Annotated in this window: 18 protein-coding genes; 1 reads left to right on the forward strand and 17 read right to left on the reverse strand. The window is 29.0% G+C overall.

Annotated elements, in window-relative coordinates; all coding sequences use genetic code 11:
• Nucleotides 1-19: 19 nt before the first annotated feature.
• From JEY78_RS11225 to JEY78_RS11250, 6 genes are all read right to left on the reverse strand, one after another.
• The gene (locus tag JEY78_RS11225) at nucleotides 20-712 is read right to left on the reverse strand and encodes an endonuclease/exonuclease/phosphatase family protein (RefSeq protein ID WP_291851100.1); all 693 of its coding nucleotides are present in this window, start codon (nucleotides 710-712) and stop codon (nucleotides 20-22) included.
• A gap of 158 nt (nucleotides 713-870) precedes the next feature.
• A complete protein-coding gene (locus tag JEY78_RS11230; RefSeq protein WP_291851103.1) occupies nucleotides 871-1,761 on the reverse strand; it encodes a hypothetical protein in 891 nt (296 codons plus the stop codon).
• A gap of 89 nt (nucleotides 1,762-1,850) precedes the next feature.
• Nucleotides 1,851-2,162, reverse strand: a complete 312-nt coding sequence (locus tag JEY78_RS11235; protein WP_291851106.1) for a hypothetical protein — start codon at nucleotides 2,160-2,162, stop codon at nucleotides 1,851-1,853.
• Between the two features lie 54 nt (nucleotides 2,163-2,216).
• The gene (locus tag JEY78_RS11240; protein ID WP_291851109.1) at nucleotides 2,217-3,182 is read right to left on the reverse strand and encodes a DnaB-like helicase C-terminal domain-containing protein; all 966 of its coding nucleotides are present in this window, start codon (nucleotides 3,180-3,182) and stop codon (nucleotides 2,217-2,219) included.
• 53 nt (nucleotides 3,183-3,235) lie between these two features.
• The gene (locus JEY78_RS11245; protein ID WP_291851112.1) at nucleotides 3,236-3,919 is read right to left on the reverse strand and encodes a hypothetical protein; all 684 of its coding nucleotides are present in this window, start codon (nucleotides 3,917-3,919) and stop codon (nucleotides 3,236-3,238) included.
• A gap of 60 nt (nucleotides 3,920-3,979) precedes the next feature.
• Nucleotides 3,980-4,888 carry a WYL domain-containing protein gene (locus JEY78_RS11250; protein WP_291851115.1) on the reverse strand — a complete coding sequence of 303 codons (909 nt, stop codon included), beginning with the start codon at nucleotides 4,886-4,888 and terminating at the stop codon, nucleotides 3,980-3,982.
• 103 nt (nucleotides 4,889-4,991) lie between these two features.
• Here JEY78_RS11250 and JEY78_RS11255 point away from each other — a divergent pair, with 103 nt between their 5' ends.
• The gene (locus tag JEY78_RS11255) at nucleotides 4,992-5,573 is read left to right on the forward strand and encodes a hypothetical protein (protein WP_291851118.1); all 582 of its coding nucleotides are present in this window, start codon (nucleotides 4,992-4,994) and stop codon (nucleotides 5,571-5,573) included.
• A gap of 23 nt (nucleotides 5,574-5,596) precedes the next feature.
• Here JEY78_RS11255 and JEY78_RS11260 read toward each other — a convergent pair whose 3' ends face one another.
• From JEY78_RS11260 to JEY78_RS11310, 11 genes are all read right to left on the reverse strand, one after another.
• Entirely contained in the window at nucleotides 5,597-7,081 is a 1,485-nt protein-coding gene (locus JEY78_RS11260; protein WP_291851120.1) for a DUF2779 domain-containing protein, read from the reverse strand.
• 170 nt (nucleotides 7,082-7,251) lie between these two features.
• Entirely contained in the window at nucleotides 7,252-7,728 is a 477-nt protein-coding gene (locus JEY78_RS11265; RefSeq protein WP_291851123.1) for a hypothetical protein, read from the reverse strand.
• A gap of 67 nt (nucleotides 7,729-7,795) precedes the next feature.
• Nucleotides 7,796-8,404, reverse strand: a complete 609-nt coding sequence (locus tag JEY78_RS11270) for a hypothetical protein (RefSeq protein WP_291851126.1) — start codon at nucleotides 8,402-8,404, stop codon at nucleotides 7,796-7,798.
• A 12-nt stretch (nucleotides 8,405-8,416) separates the two neighbouring features.
• Nucleotides 8,417-8,785, reverse strand: a complete 369-nt coding sequence (locus JEY78_RS11275) for a YkvA family protein (protein WP_291851129.1) — start codon at nucleotides 8,783-8,785, stop codon at nucleotides 8,417-8,419.
• 20 nt (nucleotides 8,786-8,805) lie between these two features.
• Nucleotides 8,806-9,486 carry a M48 family metallopeptidase gene (locus JEY78_RS11280; RefSeq protein ID WP_291851132.1) on the reverse strand — a complete coding sequence of 227 codons (681 nt, stop codon included), beginning with the start codon at nucleotides 9,484-9,486 and terminating at the stop codon, nucleotides 8,806-8,808.
• On the reverse strand, nucleotides 9,483-12,833 hold the full coding sequence (locus JEY78_RS11285) for an HsdR family type I site-specific deoxyribonuclease (protein ID WP_291851135.1): 3,351 nt from the start codon (nucleotides 12,831-12,833) through the stop codon (nucleotides 9,483-9,485). Before JEY78_RS11285 ends, JEY78_RS11280 begins: the two co-directional genes overlap by 4 nt.
• A 6-nt stretch (nucleotides 12,834-12,839) precedes the next feature.
• On the reverse strand, nucleotides 12,840-15,011 hold the full coding sequence (locus tag JEY78_RS11290; protein ID WP_291851137.1) for a DUF262 domain-containing protein: 2,172 nt from the start codon (nucleotides 15,009-15,011) through the stop codon (nucleotides 12,840-12,842).
• A 3-nt stretch (nucleotides 15,012-15,014) separates the two neighbouring features.
• Nucleotides 15,015-16,745, reverse strand: a complete 1,731-nt coding sequence (locus JEY78_RS11295) for a DUF262 domain-containing protein (protein ID WP_291851140.1) — start codon at nucleotides 16,743-16,745, stop codon at nucleotides 15,015-15,017.
• Nucleotides 16,746-16,756: 11 nt separating this feature from the next.
• The gene (locus tag JEY78_RS11300; RefSeq protein WP_291851142.1) at nucleotides 16,757-16,987 is read right to left on the reverse strand and encodes a hypothetical protein; all 231 of its coding nucleotides are present in this window, start codon (nucleotides 16,985-16,987) and stop codon (nucleotides 16,757-16,759) included.
• A gap of 21 nt (nucleotides 16,988-17,008) precedes the next feature.
• Entirely contained in the window at nucleotides 17,009-17,464 is a 456-nt protein-coding gene (locus tag JEY78_RS11305) for a hypothetical protein (protein WP_291851144.1), read from the reverse strand.
• On the reverse strand, nucleotides 17,464-18,318 hold the full coding sequence (locus JEY78_RS11310; RefSeq protein WP_291851147.1) for a hypothetical protein: 855 nt from the start codon (nucleotides 18,316-18,318) through the stop codon (nucleotides 17,464-17,466). The genes JEY78_RS11305 and JEY78_RS11310 overlap by 1 nt, the downstream gene beginning before the upstream one ends.
• Between the last annotated feature and the right edge of the window lie 4 nt (nucleotides 18,319-18,322).

Genomic DNA, 18,322 nt, shown 5'->3' on the forward strand with positions numbered 1-18,322 from the left:
TTATTTAAAGTTTTGTTTTTTATTCTATTTCCAATTTCATCATTGAATGATCGCTAATTTTTTCTTCTCTATAAGTATGAATATATTCACACTGTTTCACTTTATTTTTTAAATATGAACTTATAAAAATGTGATCCAATCTAAAACCATTAACAGCATTATTATACCATGAAAATTCTTTTTTTTGACTATTGCTTAATCGCCAAGCGTCAATCATTTCTTTTTGCTCCAATTCTTCAAAATATTCAGAACAATAAAAAGTTTTATTTTTTTCATCAATAAAATGTTTACCAGTATTAAAATCTCCAATTATTATAAGGTTTTCTTTATTTTCATGTACTTCATCCATTAGGAATTCAAATAGTTCTTTTTTTAAGTTTTTAAGTGGGAAATAACATCCATATATAGCGTATTCATTATTGAATACTTTAATAACCCTATGTTTATGGCTATTTAAATTGCTAAATATTTTTGATTTAAATTTAATTTTGCTTGCAACTAATACTGAATTTTCATTAGGCTCACTCTTTGGATTATATTGATATACATAACCTAGTTCATTAAGTTTTAAACTTAGGTATTCTTTATTTGAGTTGTTTCTATACTCAGTAAATACGAAAATATCAGTATCGGTATTTTCTGATAAAACCCTAACAATTTCTTTTATGCGTTTACCACCACCATGTTTTAAATTCCAAGTTGTAATTATCATTTTAAAACCGCCTGATTTTTGTTATAATATTAAATAAAACGTAAAACATTTAATATTTAATTTTATTTTAAAATTAAAAAAATATTTATTCAAATTTTAAATAATTCTTTAATTTTTTAAAAATGATTTCGGAGGGCAAAGACAAAAAGTAAATGGATTTACAACCCATTTACCTTTTGATTATCATAGTGCATATTATAAATTTCTTCAAATTTAAATGAAGACCTATAGTTTGAACAATCTAAAATAATTGAAGCTTCTTTCTTATGCTTTACAAGGCTTCTTTTCTCCCATTCATTAGATTTTATTAAATCTTCACTAAATATTGATCTTACATCTTGATATTTAAGCAACCATTCTAAAATTTCATATTCATTTTCACTATCAATTTCTTCATAATCTTGTAAGGCTTGTTTTGAGATTTCACCATTTTCAATAATAAAATGTACAAACATGTTGTCTACTACAAGATTTGAAAAATCATAAAAAAATTTAAACTCCATATGATCAAAAAGATTGATGCTATCATATACTTCTTTAATTTGATTGTACCAACTATCAACATCTTCAATAGGTGTAATTGTATTTTTAAACTCTTCATATTGAGTATAAAAAACTTCAATTCTATTGGTTAAAGCTATATGTTCAAACGTTGGTATGTAATCTATCTTTTCATCATCCCATACACAGATATGTATTGGTTCGGTTTCTTCACAATTTTGATATGATCTAAATTGTGTGCATTCATATATTTCAACTACATCATTATTGTTTTCTTCAAATACTAATGTTAAAGCTTTTTTATCGCTTGTAATAAACATATATCCTTCTAAACCATTGGTTTCTCTATCTTCTATAGATTCGCCTGGAATAACCTTTGAAAACTCAGTTATATTGTTTTCTCTACATTCTATAAATATTTCTTGAAGTTTCCCTAAAAAATCTTCTATATATAAATTCATAAAAGAAGTATCATTCTCTAAAACCAGCGATAACATATTTATATCCATTTCTGAAATGGATTTTACAATAGCTTCTTTTTTTGTCATTTTTTGAATAAAGATTAATTATATGAATTAAAGTTCCCTTTTGATAAGTAACCTACTCTAATACACTTATATTACTCCAATATGTTGATTTAATCACCACCAAATATACTATCATAAGACATTGAATCTTCATCAAAATCTTCATTATGCCGTTCTGGAAACATCATATCTAATTCACCTTCAGCATCATAAAAATCATTTTCTTTTTTAATATTGTTTATTCTCCTTTGTAATCTTTCAAATAAATGAATATCTTCAACGAAACAAGATTGCATTTTAATTGTTAATTCGTCTTCTAATTCGTAGATATCACTCTCCAAATCAGTAGGATCGATATTGTCAATTTCCTCTTCAATCAAATCGATTTTTGCTTTTAAAGATTCGTATGCTTTATTTTTCATAATTAATTATTTTTAGTTTAAAAGTAATCCTTTTAGGTAATTTCATTTAGTGTTTTAACAGTCTAAATCTACAAATTTTGCTAAATGGGCTATAAATTTTATACGGATATTTTTAGTTTCAAAAGATTTCCCGTAACAGATTAATTCTGCTTGACCTTCACAGGAGGTATTGTCTTCCCATTTAGTTAAACCATAATATTCTCGTCTGTAAATTAAAGTAAGTGTTTCTAAATCATCGTGAAAAGCGATGTCTGAATATTTTTTTTTAAACCTAGTATAAGAAGGCTTATAATTTAAATCTAATCTCTCTATCCAGTTTGTAGGTAATTCATAAAAAGCGACTATTGGAATTTGAAGTTCTTCAGCTAAATTATTTAAGTCTTTTAGCACCAATTCTCGCTTGCCTGCTATTGCTTCTAAATTTTCTATTAATGCTATTTTTAGGTTGTTATTTTTTATTAACTGTTTTATTTTATTTTTCAGATGAATAACAGTTAAAGGAACGTTACCATCTATGAAAATTGGAGCATAAATTATTTGGTCTATTTTTTTATCTAATTGAACAATTTCGTGTTTTTCTAGTAGTTTTGAATGAATTTTACAGACTGAAATGGCTGTCTCAGATGCAATGATGTGATTGATGAAATTTTCAGGTAAACTGATCAATCCAAAAACGGCAACCTCTTGCTTATTCTTGATTGCTATATTATCTAATATACTTATTAAAAAGGCACGTAAACCATTTCCTTTATGAGCCGCCACAATATTTAATGTTCCCATTTTCCAGCCGCCTGTGTGGTTGTCAAAATCACTTAAACCAGTATTTATCGCCTTGAAGGAATCATTACTCATTTCATCTTCTACAAGTTGTTTCCTATAGTTCTTTAAATAATAATTCAAAGATTTTATTGGCTCGGGTTCAACTTCTAAAAGTATCTTCATTTCTGAAATTAGTCTTTCATCATCAATCGTTGCTACTATACTTTCAAATACTACGTTTTTATCTGCCTGTGTCATCATAGATTATTTTTTATTACAAATTTAGTTTCAGTTTACGCCAACTAGTGACGGTTTTAATTTTTTAATTTTTGTAAATCTTGGTTTTCGTTATAATACATTATTTCATCAATCATTTCAGCAGCGAATCCGAAATTCATATATTTTATGTGAGTTATTTTTAAAGGAAGGGTAGATGACTCCTTCATTTCTTTGCCAAAAATTATTCTAAGATTAAATTTTCGAGACATAAAAAATAATAAAGAAATGATGTATTCGTGTTTGCGTTCTTTCCAATCTTCATAATTAGAAAGATTACTACTATTTGTTTTCCATAATAGGTCTCTACCCATTAAACTGCAATCAACCTTATCGATATTATCAATAATTATGGTTTCAATATTGTAGTTGTTTTTTAATGGTATTAGCATTTTGTTGATGTGTTCAATATCTAAAATACCATCATCATTTCTGTATAGTGATTTGTCTGGAAGGTCTAAAAATAATAGTGAAGTTTTAGGTAAACAGATACTACTAAATTCTGGCTTTTCAATATCATTATAAACAAGTTGATCCTGATTTGATAATGCAATTTTATGAAATGTTTCCTGCTTTATTTCAGTTGAAATGAAAGCTACATTTTGAAAGCGATGATTGCCCGTTATTGACAAACTTTCACGCAATAATTGCTCTGATAGTTTTTTTGTATTCTGTGATGCAATGGCAATAAGTGTTCCCAGTGGGTAGGATTGTAGATTCATATGTGTCATCTCATTTTAAAGATGTAAAAATACGAATCGTGCTCGCCAAGTAGTGGCGAACTATTTATATTTATTTAAAGATTTAGTTAATATATTTTTAATTTCATCTCTTAATTCAGTTGGGTAAATTACTTCAACTTCACTACCAATTTTTAATATTTGTGTTATAAATTCATAATTAGGAATTAAGAAAAAATCTACAAAAAATTCTCCTTTTTCATTTTCAGTATGGATATTTTGAGAATGGTGTAGGGGTAAACTTCTCATATATTTAATATGAATACCATCTACAAGTAGTCTAATTTTGGTTGGTTTTCCTTGGTTGAAATCCAAACCAATAATATCATCAAAATTCTTTAGCTGAGATTTAAAATGACTTCTTTTTACATTAGACAATGTCCCTAACTTTAATTCCGAAATTCTATCAATTCCAAAAGTTCTAATTTCATTTAATTCTTTAGGAACACCAATAACGTACCATCTATTTTCATATTCTTTTAGAAATAATGGCGTAATTTCATAGTTTTTTAAGGTGTTTCTCCAAAAATTTTCATGCACAAAATGAAGCTTTCTTTTTTGATTGATTGCTACTAATATTTCTTTTAAATTATCAATTCCTTTGAGGTTTTTAGAATCGTCAAAAGAAACATATTCCAGCATTTTATTACTATCTTTTAAACTTTCACTTAAAATATCTGCAACAGTAACGATTTCTAAAAATTTAAAAAAAGACTCTACTTTAACACTTTTACTTTTATCAATAAAATAACCTTGATGGGCTTTGCTGTATACTATCTCCAATCCGAAATCTGTTCTAATTCGTTCAATATCTCGTTCTAAGGTCCTTGGAGAAACTATAAAATCTTTGTCCTTTAAAAAGTTTAATAAATCAACTTTTGAAGGGTAGTGGAAGTCATAAATATATTGGATGATACATTGGATTCTTCTAGAGATGATATGTGTTGCCATACTATTATTTAAATTGATTGTTAAAAGTAAGTAAAGTATCACAACAAATGATTTTTATACGACACTATTTGGCGAACTTATTTCATAATTTTGACTTTATTTTATGGAAAAAATAGTAAGAGTTAAATTATTTGGTGAGGCACTTAAACTACACAAGCTAAAAATAGATGTTGGTTTAATGCCAATCCTTATTCAGGTTGCCAATAAAATTAAATTGCCGTTGTTGGAAGCATTAACAGATATAGAATTTTTCAGGGTGTTAAATATGAAGGAGTTTCAATCTCTTAATGATTTAACCAGTTCTACTTTTAGCGGACTAATTAATAATTATAGAAACCAAGTAGAAATAACTTACGGTAGAAAACGAATCGCCAAATTTAATATTGATACACTATTATATCCAACAACTTTATTTCCATTATACAATACTCAGGTTAATTTTATTAATACTCGTAATTTAAGTACTGGAATTTATGTTGAAGAACGAGAAATTGGGCTTATAGGAACCTATGAAATAGCGGTTGGAAATTTTCAAATAGATGTATTACAATTTTATTTAACTAAAATAAATTATTCATCTGTTCCTTATGAATTATTGAATGCCATTACATATAACAATCAGAAATTAATTTGTTTAAAATCGGATACCCTACTGAATAGGCAGATAGCATTTTCTATAGGATAAAGAAACTTTGATATTGATCCCAGTTAAACAATTGTTTTCAATTTCTCTAAAATTTTCACCATTGCAAACGTATCCATTTTACAATATTCTAATAAATCTTTACGTGTTTTTTCAATATCACCTTGAAATGTACCAATAACCATTTGGGTAAACGTATTACTAGCTGTACCACCTTCTTTTATTTCTAAATCTTGATAAGATAGTTCTGGTACCAGTGCAGGTAATACATATTTGATAGAATAACTGCCAATCATTTTTGGTGAGTAATACCATTTCTTTTGAAAAGGTGTCATCAAATCTTTTAAACGAATTATTATGTTGTTAATTTCAAACGTATACTGAGGGTATAAAGCCATTAAATCATTCAACTTTCCTCTTTCAAAACCAATATTATATACTAAAACATCTCCATAAGTTCCACAATCCTCAATCAATTGTTTTACAAAAGCATCTCTTGGATCTAGATTAGGATTTGCTTCCGCTAAGTATTCTTTATGTGTTATTTCTCCATTTTGCTTTTCAATATGTAAAGAATATTGAAAAACCAATTGCTGATAAGGCCTGCTATTATTATAAATAGGAACAGCAGCAGTCATTGTTTCAAAATCTAAATGGTAAATAGGATATTCAAGGTTATTTACAAAATGTTGAATATTGGGTTTGTCAATGAATGTTTTTTGTTCCAATTCGCTAATAACCTGTACTTGCTGTTTTTCATTTAAAGGAGCTGTGGATAAATCTAATTGATCAAAATTGATTACTCCATTTTGGTATAATTCAAATTTTTTATCAGCTGTTAATCTTGAGATATTGAAAATTGAATAATCAGGAATATGATTCCAACATTGTCCTTTAAAATCGCAACTATATGGATTATTACAATGTGAACCGATATCCATTACTGGAACCTCTTTTTGTGCTATTACTGTTTTAAAACGCGCAATTTGATTCGGAATGGATGGTAAAACCTCCAAAACTTTATCATATACAGATTCCACCGAAAAAAGTTCATGAATATCAATATCTCCATCTTTCACATATTGATTGTTAATATGAACAATTGAAATATCTTTTAAATCTATTCCAGAATTTACAATGGTGTAATATTGAATTGCAGCATCCATAATATAGGTATCAGAAACACTGGTGGAACTTTTTACTTCATAAGCTCTCCAACCGTATTGATCTTTTACTAAAATATCTAGCGCAACAATAACACCGTTGTATTGAAATGTGGCTTCGTAAATTATTTGCTCACCATCTTTAATAAACTGTAATGTTTTCACTACCGATTTAGCCATTTCGTAATAATTCTCTGGAGAAGCGTCAACTCCTTCAGGAAATAATCCTTGTGCTAATAAACCAACATTGGTTCCTTGACTAAATATAGCCTGCAATTGAGGCGAAGCTACATCGCGCAAATTGTAATTGTGTTTATACAAATACAAAGATTTTTCGCATTGAAGACCGCGAATAAATGTTGATTTAGATAAGATTGCTTTTTCCATATATTGATTATTTACAGTGACGCCATTTTTTCTTATTTACACTTGTTTTTCATTTTTCACGAGACTTCATAAATCTTTGCGATAATGGAACATTTCCACTAGACCTAAGTTCTAAAAAACTAGATCTAGTGAAACATTTATTCCAAGAATGATTATGGTCAGTTTTGAATTTAGTTCTGACTAGGCATTTGAAAATCCTTTCCTTTCCATTCTTTTACAAAGTCATCATAATTATTTTTTGCCATACTAATTACTTCTGAGCTTTGAGTGAAATCTAATACACTACCTCCTTGTTTTGCAATTTCAATTGCAAGCATACCAAGAATATACGTTTGAAGTCCTGCAGTTGCAGCTCCGAACAAACATAAAGCAGGGGCGGCCCAAACACTTCCTGTTCCCCACGATAATAGTTTAGCTCCTTCTATAAATAGATTTCTTCCTACCATATTTACTGAACCCAACAATCCTATTGATTTCAATAATGTCCATTTAGTAATTTTGAGTCCATAAACATTGCCTATATGGTTAACCATAATAGCGTTTTGACCAACAATAGCAGCAGAAGATGCTGGAACTGGAAATGCTCCCGTTAACGATGCCATAATAGTATATTTCCCGACGATTTTAATTGAATTTGAATTTTTCATTTCATTTAGTTTTAAATTATACCTCAAAATTATTCTAAACAAAATGTTGCTTCAGTCCGAAATCGTACTATTCTCTTAATTTTCGTAAAATCCTATAATAAGTATCTTTAGATCGGATACCAAGATACTTTATAATATGATCTATTTTTATACTTAGCAACTCGGGGTTTTCCCGTTGAAACTTTTCTATTTTATGTTTAGTAGATAAAGATTGTAAATCTCTTAATCTGTTCGTTAATTCCATGAAACTTCTTTCTTCAAATTCAGAAAATATTTCTTTTAAGTCAGAATCAGATTCAATTACCTTGTCAAGAATAGATTTTTGAACTACTACAATAGTTGATCTTTCTATAGCTTCAATAACTTCAGTTGATGCTCTATTGAAGAAATAACTTTCGTGATTGATAACGAAGGGAATGTTTTTTTCCTGCGCTACATTAGCATAAAATATTTTAGATACAAATTCCTCTGAATCATATTTATTATCAAATTCATATTCATATTTTGATATTAATTTTCCATCAAATAACATTGCGAATTCCGCCTGTCTTTCTCCATAATTTAGGAATTTTTGATCTTTTTCAAGTGTTTTATAATCAACATATTTGGCGAAACTTTTATTTTTTTCGAAATATTTTTCCAATCTATCCTTAAAGACATCAAGTGTAAAATCCATATATTATTTGTGTTATTTAAGGTTTCCTTTTTCTTTGTATACTCTATATTCATTTAATACACTTTGGATTTTGGTCATTGCAAATGCAAGTATTGAAACATCGTCAATCCAACCTAAAACAGGAATCATATCTGGAATTGCATCTAAAGGAGAAATGACATAAACTATAGCTCCAATGATAATTGTAAAGCTTGCAGCATTAATTTTAAAATTACCATTCCAATGGTCTTTAACCATTTCAAGCAATAATTTAAAATTATTCATTTGATCACCTAATTTATCCGCTTTTATTTGGGCCTTTTCCATATCTTCAGGTGTTAAAGTTACATTTTGATACTGTTTGAATTTTTCTTTAGCATCTTTTTTTTGCTTCTCATTCATAAGTTTAAAATATTATTGGGTTACAAATCCATACCGGCGCCATTTATTTTTAACCAGCTAATTTGTTTATCGTAATTAGGTAAAATTTTATCAACCTCGTTCCAAAATTCTTTGGTGTGATTCAAATGAATTAAATGTGCTAATTCGTGAACTACAATATAATTCAACACATTAATGGGTGCCATTGCACATTTCCAATGAAAATTTACATTTCTTTTTGAAGTGCAAGAAGCCCATCTATTTTGTAATTCCATTACTTTAACTTCCTTCGGATTTACTGCTAATTGTTCTTGGTATTTTTTTACTAATAAAGGCAATTTTTCTTTTAATTTTCCTTTATAAAATTCAATGAATAGTTCTTTTGCTTTTGACACGTCATTTTTAGATAACAAAAAATATCCTTTTTTAAATATCACTTCACCTAAATTTTCATCAACTAATTTTAAGCGATAATTTCTGCCTAAATACAAAAAAGATTGCCCACTAACATACTCTCTATATACCTGACTAGTATTTGACTGAACCCAGTCTGCTAGATTTTTATGAATTTGATATTCTTTTGATTTAAGCACTTCTAAAATATCTTCATCAGTAAGAGTTTCTGGAACACGAGCAGACACACTTCCATTTCTTTCAATAAAGATGCTCAGTGTTTTTCTTTTACTTTTATGAATGGTAATATCTACTCCAGATACGATCATAATTCACTAGTTAATTCCTGATGTCTTTTTTTTGCTAAACTCATAATTTCTACACTTAATTTTTCGTGCAAATCTGATATTACTTCAATACCTGAAAAGTCTAGTAAGTCATCTAATTCTCCTTGTAGCTTTCTAATTTCAGCATCTCTATCACTCCAAAATTTAGGTTTATTTACGGCATCCTGCAATACCGCTACTATTTTAATAGTGAGTTCTTTAATTTTTTCTTTTTCAGTTTCTTCGATAAGTTCATCATTATATGCCGTGAACATTATAAAATCGAAAAAAGGAAGTTCTTGCTCTGCTAGACCAGGTTCTTCATTCTCTCCTTTTCTGCCTTTTGCTAAATCATCACGTACTTTGTCAAATTCCTCAACTATCTGATCCCAATTCCCTTTATAGCGTTCTAATATTTCTTCCATTCTTTGAAGAAAACGCTTATATAGCCCTGGGTCTTTATTGATATTTACTTTTATATGACGTCTAATGGCATGTTCCATTTCAGAGGCTTTTGATTTTGAGTTTTTACCCATCTTATCAACCTCTTTTTTAAATTTCTCCGATAATAAACTTACTGGTGGAATTTTGCTATTGATGCCTAATGTTTCCAAATGAGCATCAATCATTTTTCGGATTTTTGGTTTTGCCCATTTTAAATCCATTGTTGGATCTTTGTATCTATTTCTAATACGCACTAATAAATAACCAAATCTTTTTGCTGGAATGTAATATTTCTTTCCTGCATCGTTATTAAATAACAAGTCTAAACTATCAAAAAAAGCTTTTAAATAGGTGTCAAATTGTGCTCTAAAAGGAATTGCTGCTGCCATTTCAATACAATCTTCAGCTAATTGAAATTCAACATCTTTATCTGTCATTCGTTGCTCGGCAAACTTTTTAAATTCTTTGATTCCCTTATCCTCAAATAATTGAACCATCCGGTTGTAACGTGCTTCTAATACTGGAATTTCTTTATTGATATCTCTGAAATACGCTAATAATTCTTTGATGTCTTCTTCATCTTCAGCTCCCCAAATATTTAATGCTTCTTTTAAATTATTAGAAACGCCATAATAATCAACTAACAATCCGTGTGTTTTGTCTTTTTTGGTACGGTTTACTCTTGCAATTGCTTGTAATAAATCGTGCTCACGAATGCTTTTATCTAAATACATTACTTGTGCAATTGGTGCATCAAAACCAGTTAATAGTTTGTCGCAAACACATAAAAAAGCGACACCTGTTTCGGGTTTTTCATAATTCCCTTCTTCAGCTGTGGTGTAATCAAAATCTTTTTTAAAATTATCTACCGCTTTAAATTCTTTCGCTTTTTTTCTTGCCGCACTGATATAACCTAGTTCATTATTGTCTTGTTTTGTAACTACTGTACAGGCTTCTATAAAAGCAATTTTTTTGATTAAATCTTGATCTGGTTGTGCTTTGTTTTTTTCAATTTCAAGACGTTCTTTTAGCGCCTTTTCAATTAAACTCTGGTAACGAGCTGCTGCCATAATAGAACTAGCAACCACCATTGCTTTAAAACCATTGGGTAAAATATCATCCACATAATGGTTCACTATATTTTTAGCAATTTTCGTTAAACGAGGCATATTTTCTAAATAAGCTTGCATTGTACCGTAACGTTTTTGTATTTCTTCCTTTACCTCTTTTGTTTGCTCTTTAAAAACATCTTCAAATTCAGCATCAAAGGCTTCCTTAGATTTTATTTTATCCTTGCTAGTTTTTCCGATGTATACAATATCTAAAGTTGCTCGGTCATCTACAGCTTCCCTAATTTTATAGGTATCTATAAATTCTCCAGAGCCACCAAAACGTTCATGTGTTTTTTGTTTATGTCTATCCGTTAATAAAGGTGTACCTGTAAAAGCGATTTTTGCAGCATTGGGAAAGGCTGTAAATAAATTATCACCCATTTCACCTCCTTGGGTTCTATGTGCTTCATCAATAAGTATTACAATACGATCTGAATTATTTACAACTTCAAAAGGTTTGAATTCGGGTACTACATTTTCTTCTACAAATGCCTTCATTAAAGCTTTTGAATGCTTTAATTCTTCTTGTATAAATTTATGAATCATTACCATACTTAAATCAGAGGCATTTCCACTTAACTTTGGTTGTAATTCTTTACGTGACTTTACAATATTTTTTTCTTTAAATTCATTTGTTAAACGAGCGGTATTGGATAATTGATCTTCTAAATCTACACGGTCAATCATCATAATTACCTTGTAATCCTTTAAGTCGTTTTGTGACCTTAATTTGCGAACAAAAAACACCATTGTTAAGGATTTTCCAGAACCTTGCGTATGCCAAACCACTCCTGAACGGGCTATTGCAGATTGTTCATTTCGTAAACGTTCTAAAATTTTACCTACTGCACGGTATTGCTGGTAACGACAAACAACTTTAACCTCAACACCTTCTTTTATTTCCATAAACAAGGTAAAGTGTTGCAGTACATCTAATAAAATTTCTTTATTCAATAAACCGTGAATTACCACTTCCTGACGCACTTTTGGTTCTTTATGTAAACCATTGTTACGGTATCGTATTTCTTCCTCTTCTGCATAGGAATTGATGTCAAAGGTTTTATATACCTCAGGAAAAATATCTTTCCAATTTAAATAGTATTCAAAATCACCAGTAATAGATCCTAGACGTGCCTCTTCACCGTGAGTAGCAATGTTGAACAAGTTGTAATAAAATAAGCGTTCTTCACCTTCTTTTGTGCCGAAATCATCTTCACGGGTATTGGCATACCGCATAATTTGGTTGATGCTTTCTGAGATAGGATCTGATACATCTACATCTTTACATTCAATTACAGAAAACGGTAAACCGTTTACAAACAATACAATATCTGGAATAATTCCTTCACGAGGACCTCCAGGTGTAACTACTCTAAACTGGTTGATTGCTATAAAAGAATTGTTATCCCAATTTATAAAGTCTATGAGTTTTACTAGCGGATTTTGTTCACCCGTTACTTCATTTATAGCAACTATGGTTTTTGTTTTACCTATTAGTTTTTCAAAAACTGTTTTATTCGCTTCTAATAAGGAAAGATTTGCTTTTTCGGTCGCAATTACCTCTGCATACACATCCTCACATTGTTTGGTAGTTAACCACTCAATACCATCTGCTAAATTGATTTTTTTTAATGCTTTTATAAATTCTTGTTTTAGTGTTACTTCTTTAAAACTAATACGTAAACTTTTTGCAGGATCTTGTGGAATACCAAAACTTCCTTGATCAATTACTTGCCAACCTAATTGTTTTAACTTTTCTAAAAAAGGCTTTTCAACGTTCTTATATTCTGCCATAGCAATTTAAATTTCTGATTTGATACAGTTCTTTAGCAATTTAATTCTGTCTAATTTATCTGTACCTTCTTCTTGTGGGATTTCAATTTTTCTAGTTTCATTATGTTCAAAATCATAAAAATAGAAACCATCATTCTTACATTTTATATATTCATTTTTAAACACCAAAGGGGCTCCATATTCCTCTAAAGAAACAGTGTCTTTTATTTCTTCATCTATACTTAAAGCATATAAAAAAGGATCCCAATGCCTTCCGTTTAGAGACAATGCTGTATTCATCATAAATATTTCATATTGGTTTTCTTTTATTCTTTCTCCGTCTTGTCTCCACCAAAAAACTCCACTATCACCAGACCGCATTGCAGGATATTTTAAGAAATAATATTTCCAATCTTTTCCAACTTCTTCATTACTTAAAAAAGAGGTTACTACATTTTCTAAATAAGTGTTAAAGTTTCCTTCAATAGCATCCAATAATTCTAATACTACTTTTTGAGTTCGTTCAAAGAACCACTTTTTTTGAGATACTTTAAATAATTCTTCCCAAGAGGAGGCTTTTTTATTTCCAAACAAACATCTCCACGTAATATTTTGAGAATAATCTCCTAAAGCTAATAAGGCATTACTGATTTTTAAATATTCAATCTCATTATTAAATAAACCAATAAAATTTTGAACGCGGTTTTTAAATAAATGAACATCTTCCAAACCAACAATAGCAATATTTCCTTGTAATAAATTATGATCTTCTAATTGGTTTAAATCTTCTATTAATTCAATATTATTCTTTCTCCACTCAATTTTATTAATTTCTTCATTTTTTTGAACACCACTAAAACCTCCACTTTTTGTTTGAACTTCTCCACTTACTATAATATTAAATGTATCACTTAATAAAGCTTCCATTCTAGTTTCACGTATTTCATCAGGAGAGTTTAGTACTAAGTTTCTAACTATTCTAATTCTTTCAGTAAACTCACTTTCTGAAATTTGATCTTTATTCATTAAATATTGAAGTACTGCATAAAGGAGTAATGTATTATTTAATGTAAATGCTCTTCTTTTTCCGGTCGAAATTCCATAATTATTGCAGCATAGTAAAAATAGATCTGAAGTATCAGAGTAATTTCTTACTTTATTTTTTTCGTAATTGACACCTGAAAAAATAGCATCAAAAAAAGCTTCTATGTTTTGCATTTCTGCCCAACAATCAAATGATTTAAACAAGGTTTTTAAATTCGCTTTGGCATTTTTATTCTCTAATCCATATACAGCATTAGCTAAATCAAAATCATTTTCAACAATATCAATATTTTGTGTGTAGCATATTATTTCTGTTACAAAACGATAATACCTCATAAATTCATCATCAATTAAATTATCATCACCACGGTACTTCCATAACATATCCACCCAGCTAATATCAACTTTTTGCACAAATTCATTATACAGATGTGTATCTACCGATTTTATCACCTTTTCAAAATCAGCTTTAAAATGCTCAAAAGGAGTAAGTGGTTTCCCACGTGAGTTCATTTTTACATATAAACTATCGGATAAACCCATATCTTCCAAAGCCAAAAAATAAAAGCTAACTGGTGCATTTTCTTTAATGGTTAGTTTTTGCCAAAGATTTGATTCATTTTTAAATTTTGAGTGAATTTCATCTAACATTACTAACATCCCTGAAATTGTTGGGTCTTGTTGCCAAGAATACATAAACCAATTTTGATCTATAACCCAATCTGACAATCTTTCACAAGAAAAATTAGGTTCACAATTCACCAAGCTATCACAAAAGTGTTGCGAACTAAATCTTGTTTTATATGTGAAATTGTTTAAGAATTCTTGTTCTTCCGCTGCTATATTTTCATTTTTAGCGATGTACCAGTGTACTAAAAACAAGGTAGTTAACCTTTGTTGACCATCTAAAGGAATTAATTTTTCATCTTCTATATTTCCATATATAAAATCTAATTTTATTGCATCTTCTTCTGTACCTGTTAAAGCAGTATGAATTGCATTTATAAATCCGTTTCTAATTCTACTAACTGCTTTTGATGTTCTTCCTTGTGCATAATCTCGCTGAATAATAGGAACTTCAATTTTGCTTATTACTTTTTCTTCGTTTAATTCTTTATCAAAAATATTACTAAAAGTTGTTGGTATTGAGTTCATAGCTTATTCAATTATTGCGTTTGGTTTTAAATACTTTGTAATTACTCCTTCTTCACCTATCATTGCTTGTATATAAGCTTTTCGATCTTCTTCTCCCCAAAAATGAAGTTGATGATCTAAAGAATTGGTGTAATATTTAAGAAAAACTCTTCGTGTACAAATTGGAATGTACTCTCCCTTTTTGTCCATTTCTAAAATTCTGTTTCTTTTTACATCAAAGGTAGCATTGTTTAATGCTGCATTGTTAGCAACACTTAACAAGGCCATATTAGACATAGAATCTACATAACTTCTATCTGAATTATCAGAGAGCAATTCAAAAACTTCAACAAATAAACCATCAAAAATTTCTTTTGTAAGTGCGTTATAATTTTCATCTATTTTTAAAACTAACTCGTTAACTTTCTGTTGTATTTCTTCTGAAAATCGTATACTATTTAAAGACTTTTTATGCAAGGTTAACCATTCCTGCTGATCTTCTTTTTTATTTAAACCTTCAGATTGTTGTGCGTGAATATGCTCTAAACTCCAATTGTTACTTTTATAATTTTCAAATGAGTACATCTCCGTTGAATTTTGAAGTAAACGCACTGTTTCTACATTAAATAACAAAAGGATTTTATCTATTTTACTGTAATCATTTTTGTTTTCATAACTTAATTCAAAAACCTCATCTATAGTTAAATTTAATTCGTCTTTTATTTGAGTATTTAGACTTTCCTTAAATTCCATTTTTGTCAATTCTTTAGATTCCTGAATAATAGTCTGCAAGCTTTTTCCTATTGCCACTAAATAACCAACTTTATGATATAGTTCTCTTTTTTGATACCATTCTTTTAATACTAAATAATACTTTAAAATATCTTTCCAAACATCTAGAGCTGAATGTTCTTTAATTTCATTTGAGAAATGATAAAAAGTAAAAAACTTCTCACGTTCATCAGGCTGTTTTTCAGACATTAAATCGAATAACAACTCTATTCTAGTTGGATACTCATTAGCAGATTTATTGGTTAAAAATGCCCAAAAATCTTTGTTTCTTAGTTCATTTTCTATGGTATCCCAACTGGTTGCAATTTCTAATTGTTTTTCGTGGTTAATTCCATCATCAGATTTAGATAGAAACTGAGCCTTTACCAATTCTGCATTGGTTAATGGTATTTTACCAATATTTAAACGTGTAAATAAATTAGTTGCATCTTCGTTTGTATTTACTTCGTACCAAATAACCTTTACATTTTCGTTAAAGTACTTGTATAAGTTTATTGTTTTTAAAAACTCATCACCATTTTCATCTTCTTCAAACCAAGTTTTAACAGCATCATACGCATTGTACATATAGAAAAAATCTATATTATCGTCTGCCAACTCTACATCTAATGTTTCTAAAAATTCTTGACTTTTAATACGGGTTTCATAGCTCAAAGAAAAGTTTATCTTCACTTTTGAAACGATGGTTTGCATATATTTAAATATTAGCAACATAGTGGTTAAACGTTGTTGCCCATCAATTAACTCAAACTTATCTTCTGCTAATTTTTTAACTACAATGGGTTGTAAACAATAGTTTTGGTCTTTATTTTCCAAAATATCGTTTAACAACATTTCTACGTGTTCTTTTTCCCAACGATACCCACGTTGGTAGGCTGGTATAAAAAACTCGCCTTTTATATTAGAGACCAATTTTGGTTCTAACAGTGCATTTTCGGTTACTTGTAACTCTTTTTCTAACATTTTTTTATTTTTTATCCTATTGCTGTTTCAATATTTGCTATTGCTTCTTCTAAATTGTTTAGTGCATCTTCTAAGGCAGTTGCGGCATCTTCCATTTGATACCCATTGTCTGTTTCTTGAAGCCCTTCTGGAAGGTTATCAAACTTTTCTTGTTCTTCACTTGCAATTTCTGAAATTTGGTTTTTTAATTCTTCAATTTGTTTTATTGCTTTTCTTAATTGTGTGCGTGTTTTGTTATTCATTTTTTATTTTATCTTTTTCAATTATTTATTTTCACCTCTACTTTCTCGAAATAAATCAACTTGCCCCATCAAATTATTTATCACATTATCAAAAAAAGAACTCTTGAAAAAGTTGCATAATTTTTCCGAAAATTCGTTCTCATTATTGAATTCTCCTTCATTTGAAGGATTTCTTTCAAACAAAATTAATTCTATAGGGTAAGGACTATCTGAACGTTTAGGAACAACCTCGAATAGCTTGTAATTATATCCTTTTCCAATATAGGCAACCAAATAAAATGAATAACTTAGGGTTTCGGAAGAGTTATCTCCTTCGGGAATTTTCGCTGTTTCTGTAACAAAAGCATTAAAATATTTTGGATACTTTTCTTTAATGGCGTCCACAAATAAATTCATTATTTGTCTTGGTGTAGTTTCTACTTTTGAAGTATTTTTCCCCTCAGGTAAAATCTTAATAATTTCTTCTTTAGATTTCATTATAAATTCATTTTAAATGTGATTGGTAAATGATCGGAATAAGCCTCATCTTTTAAGCTGTAATCATCATTAATCAAGGTTTCAATATTATTCTTTTCAATTATTCTTAAAGACTTATAATCAAGTAAATTAATTAAAGATGGTCTCAATATAACTTTATCGAAAACATTCCAATACGTTAAAGTTACATCCCTAGTTTTTCTAAAATAATATGAGCCAGGTAATTTTCTTTCTCCAGTTATATAATTCCTATCCCCCATAAAAGACCACATTGGATTATAGAAATAATCATACTTTTTATACCAATCCGTTCTCTGATTATTTAATGCCTCATCTGCGGAGAGCACAGCATTAAACGCATCTGGTTCAATCATTCCTGGTTCAAATGGATTCATATTAAAATCTCCTAATAATAGAAATCTATTATGACCAATGTCCTTTCTATCTTTCATTGTTTTTAGATCTAAAGAAATCCGTCTAGCATCTTTAAATTGAGTCTCTGAATTACATTCCAATTTACTTGGCAAGTGAACACCTCCAACAATAATTTCCTCTTGACCATCTATATTTAACCTTGCAAAGGTTATACGTTTAGTATCGTGAATTTCCACCAATTGAAATTCATCTATAGATAAGTTTGAATAAAAACGTGGCGTCAAATTAGTTTCACGCCCATCATTAACAAAAATTCTTTTCAATTTTGTATAAGATTCAATTAAAGAATCATCAACATTTTCTGCTTCAATTAATAAAAGAATATCAGCTTCAATTTCTTCGTCTAAAACTAATCTTGATATTTCCTCTTCAAAATTTTTCTTACGATCTATATTCCAACTTAAAAAACTAATACTCATTTTT

Origin of the sequence: Lutibacter sp. (assembly GCF_016342705.1) — a bacterium.
Taxonomy (GTDB): Bacteria; Bacteroidota; Bacteroidia; order Flavobacteriales; family Flavobacteriaceae; genus Lutibacter.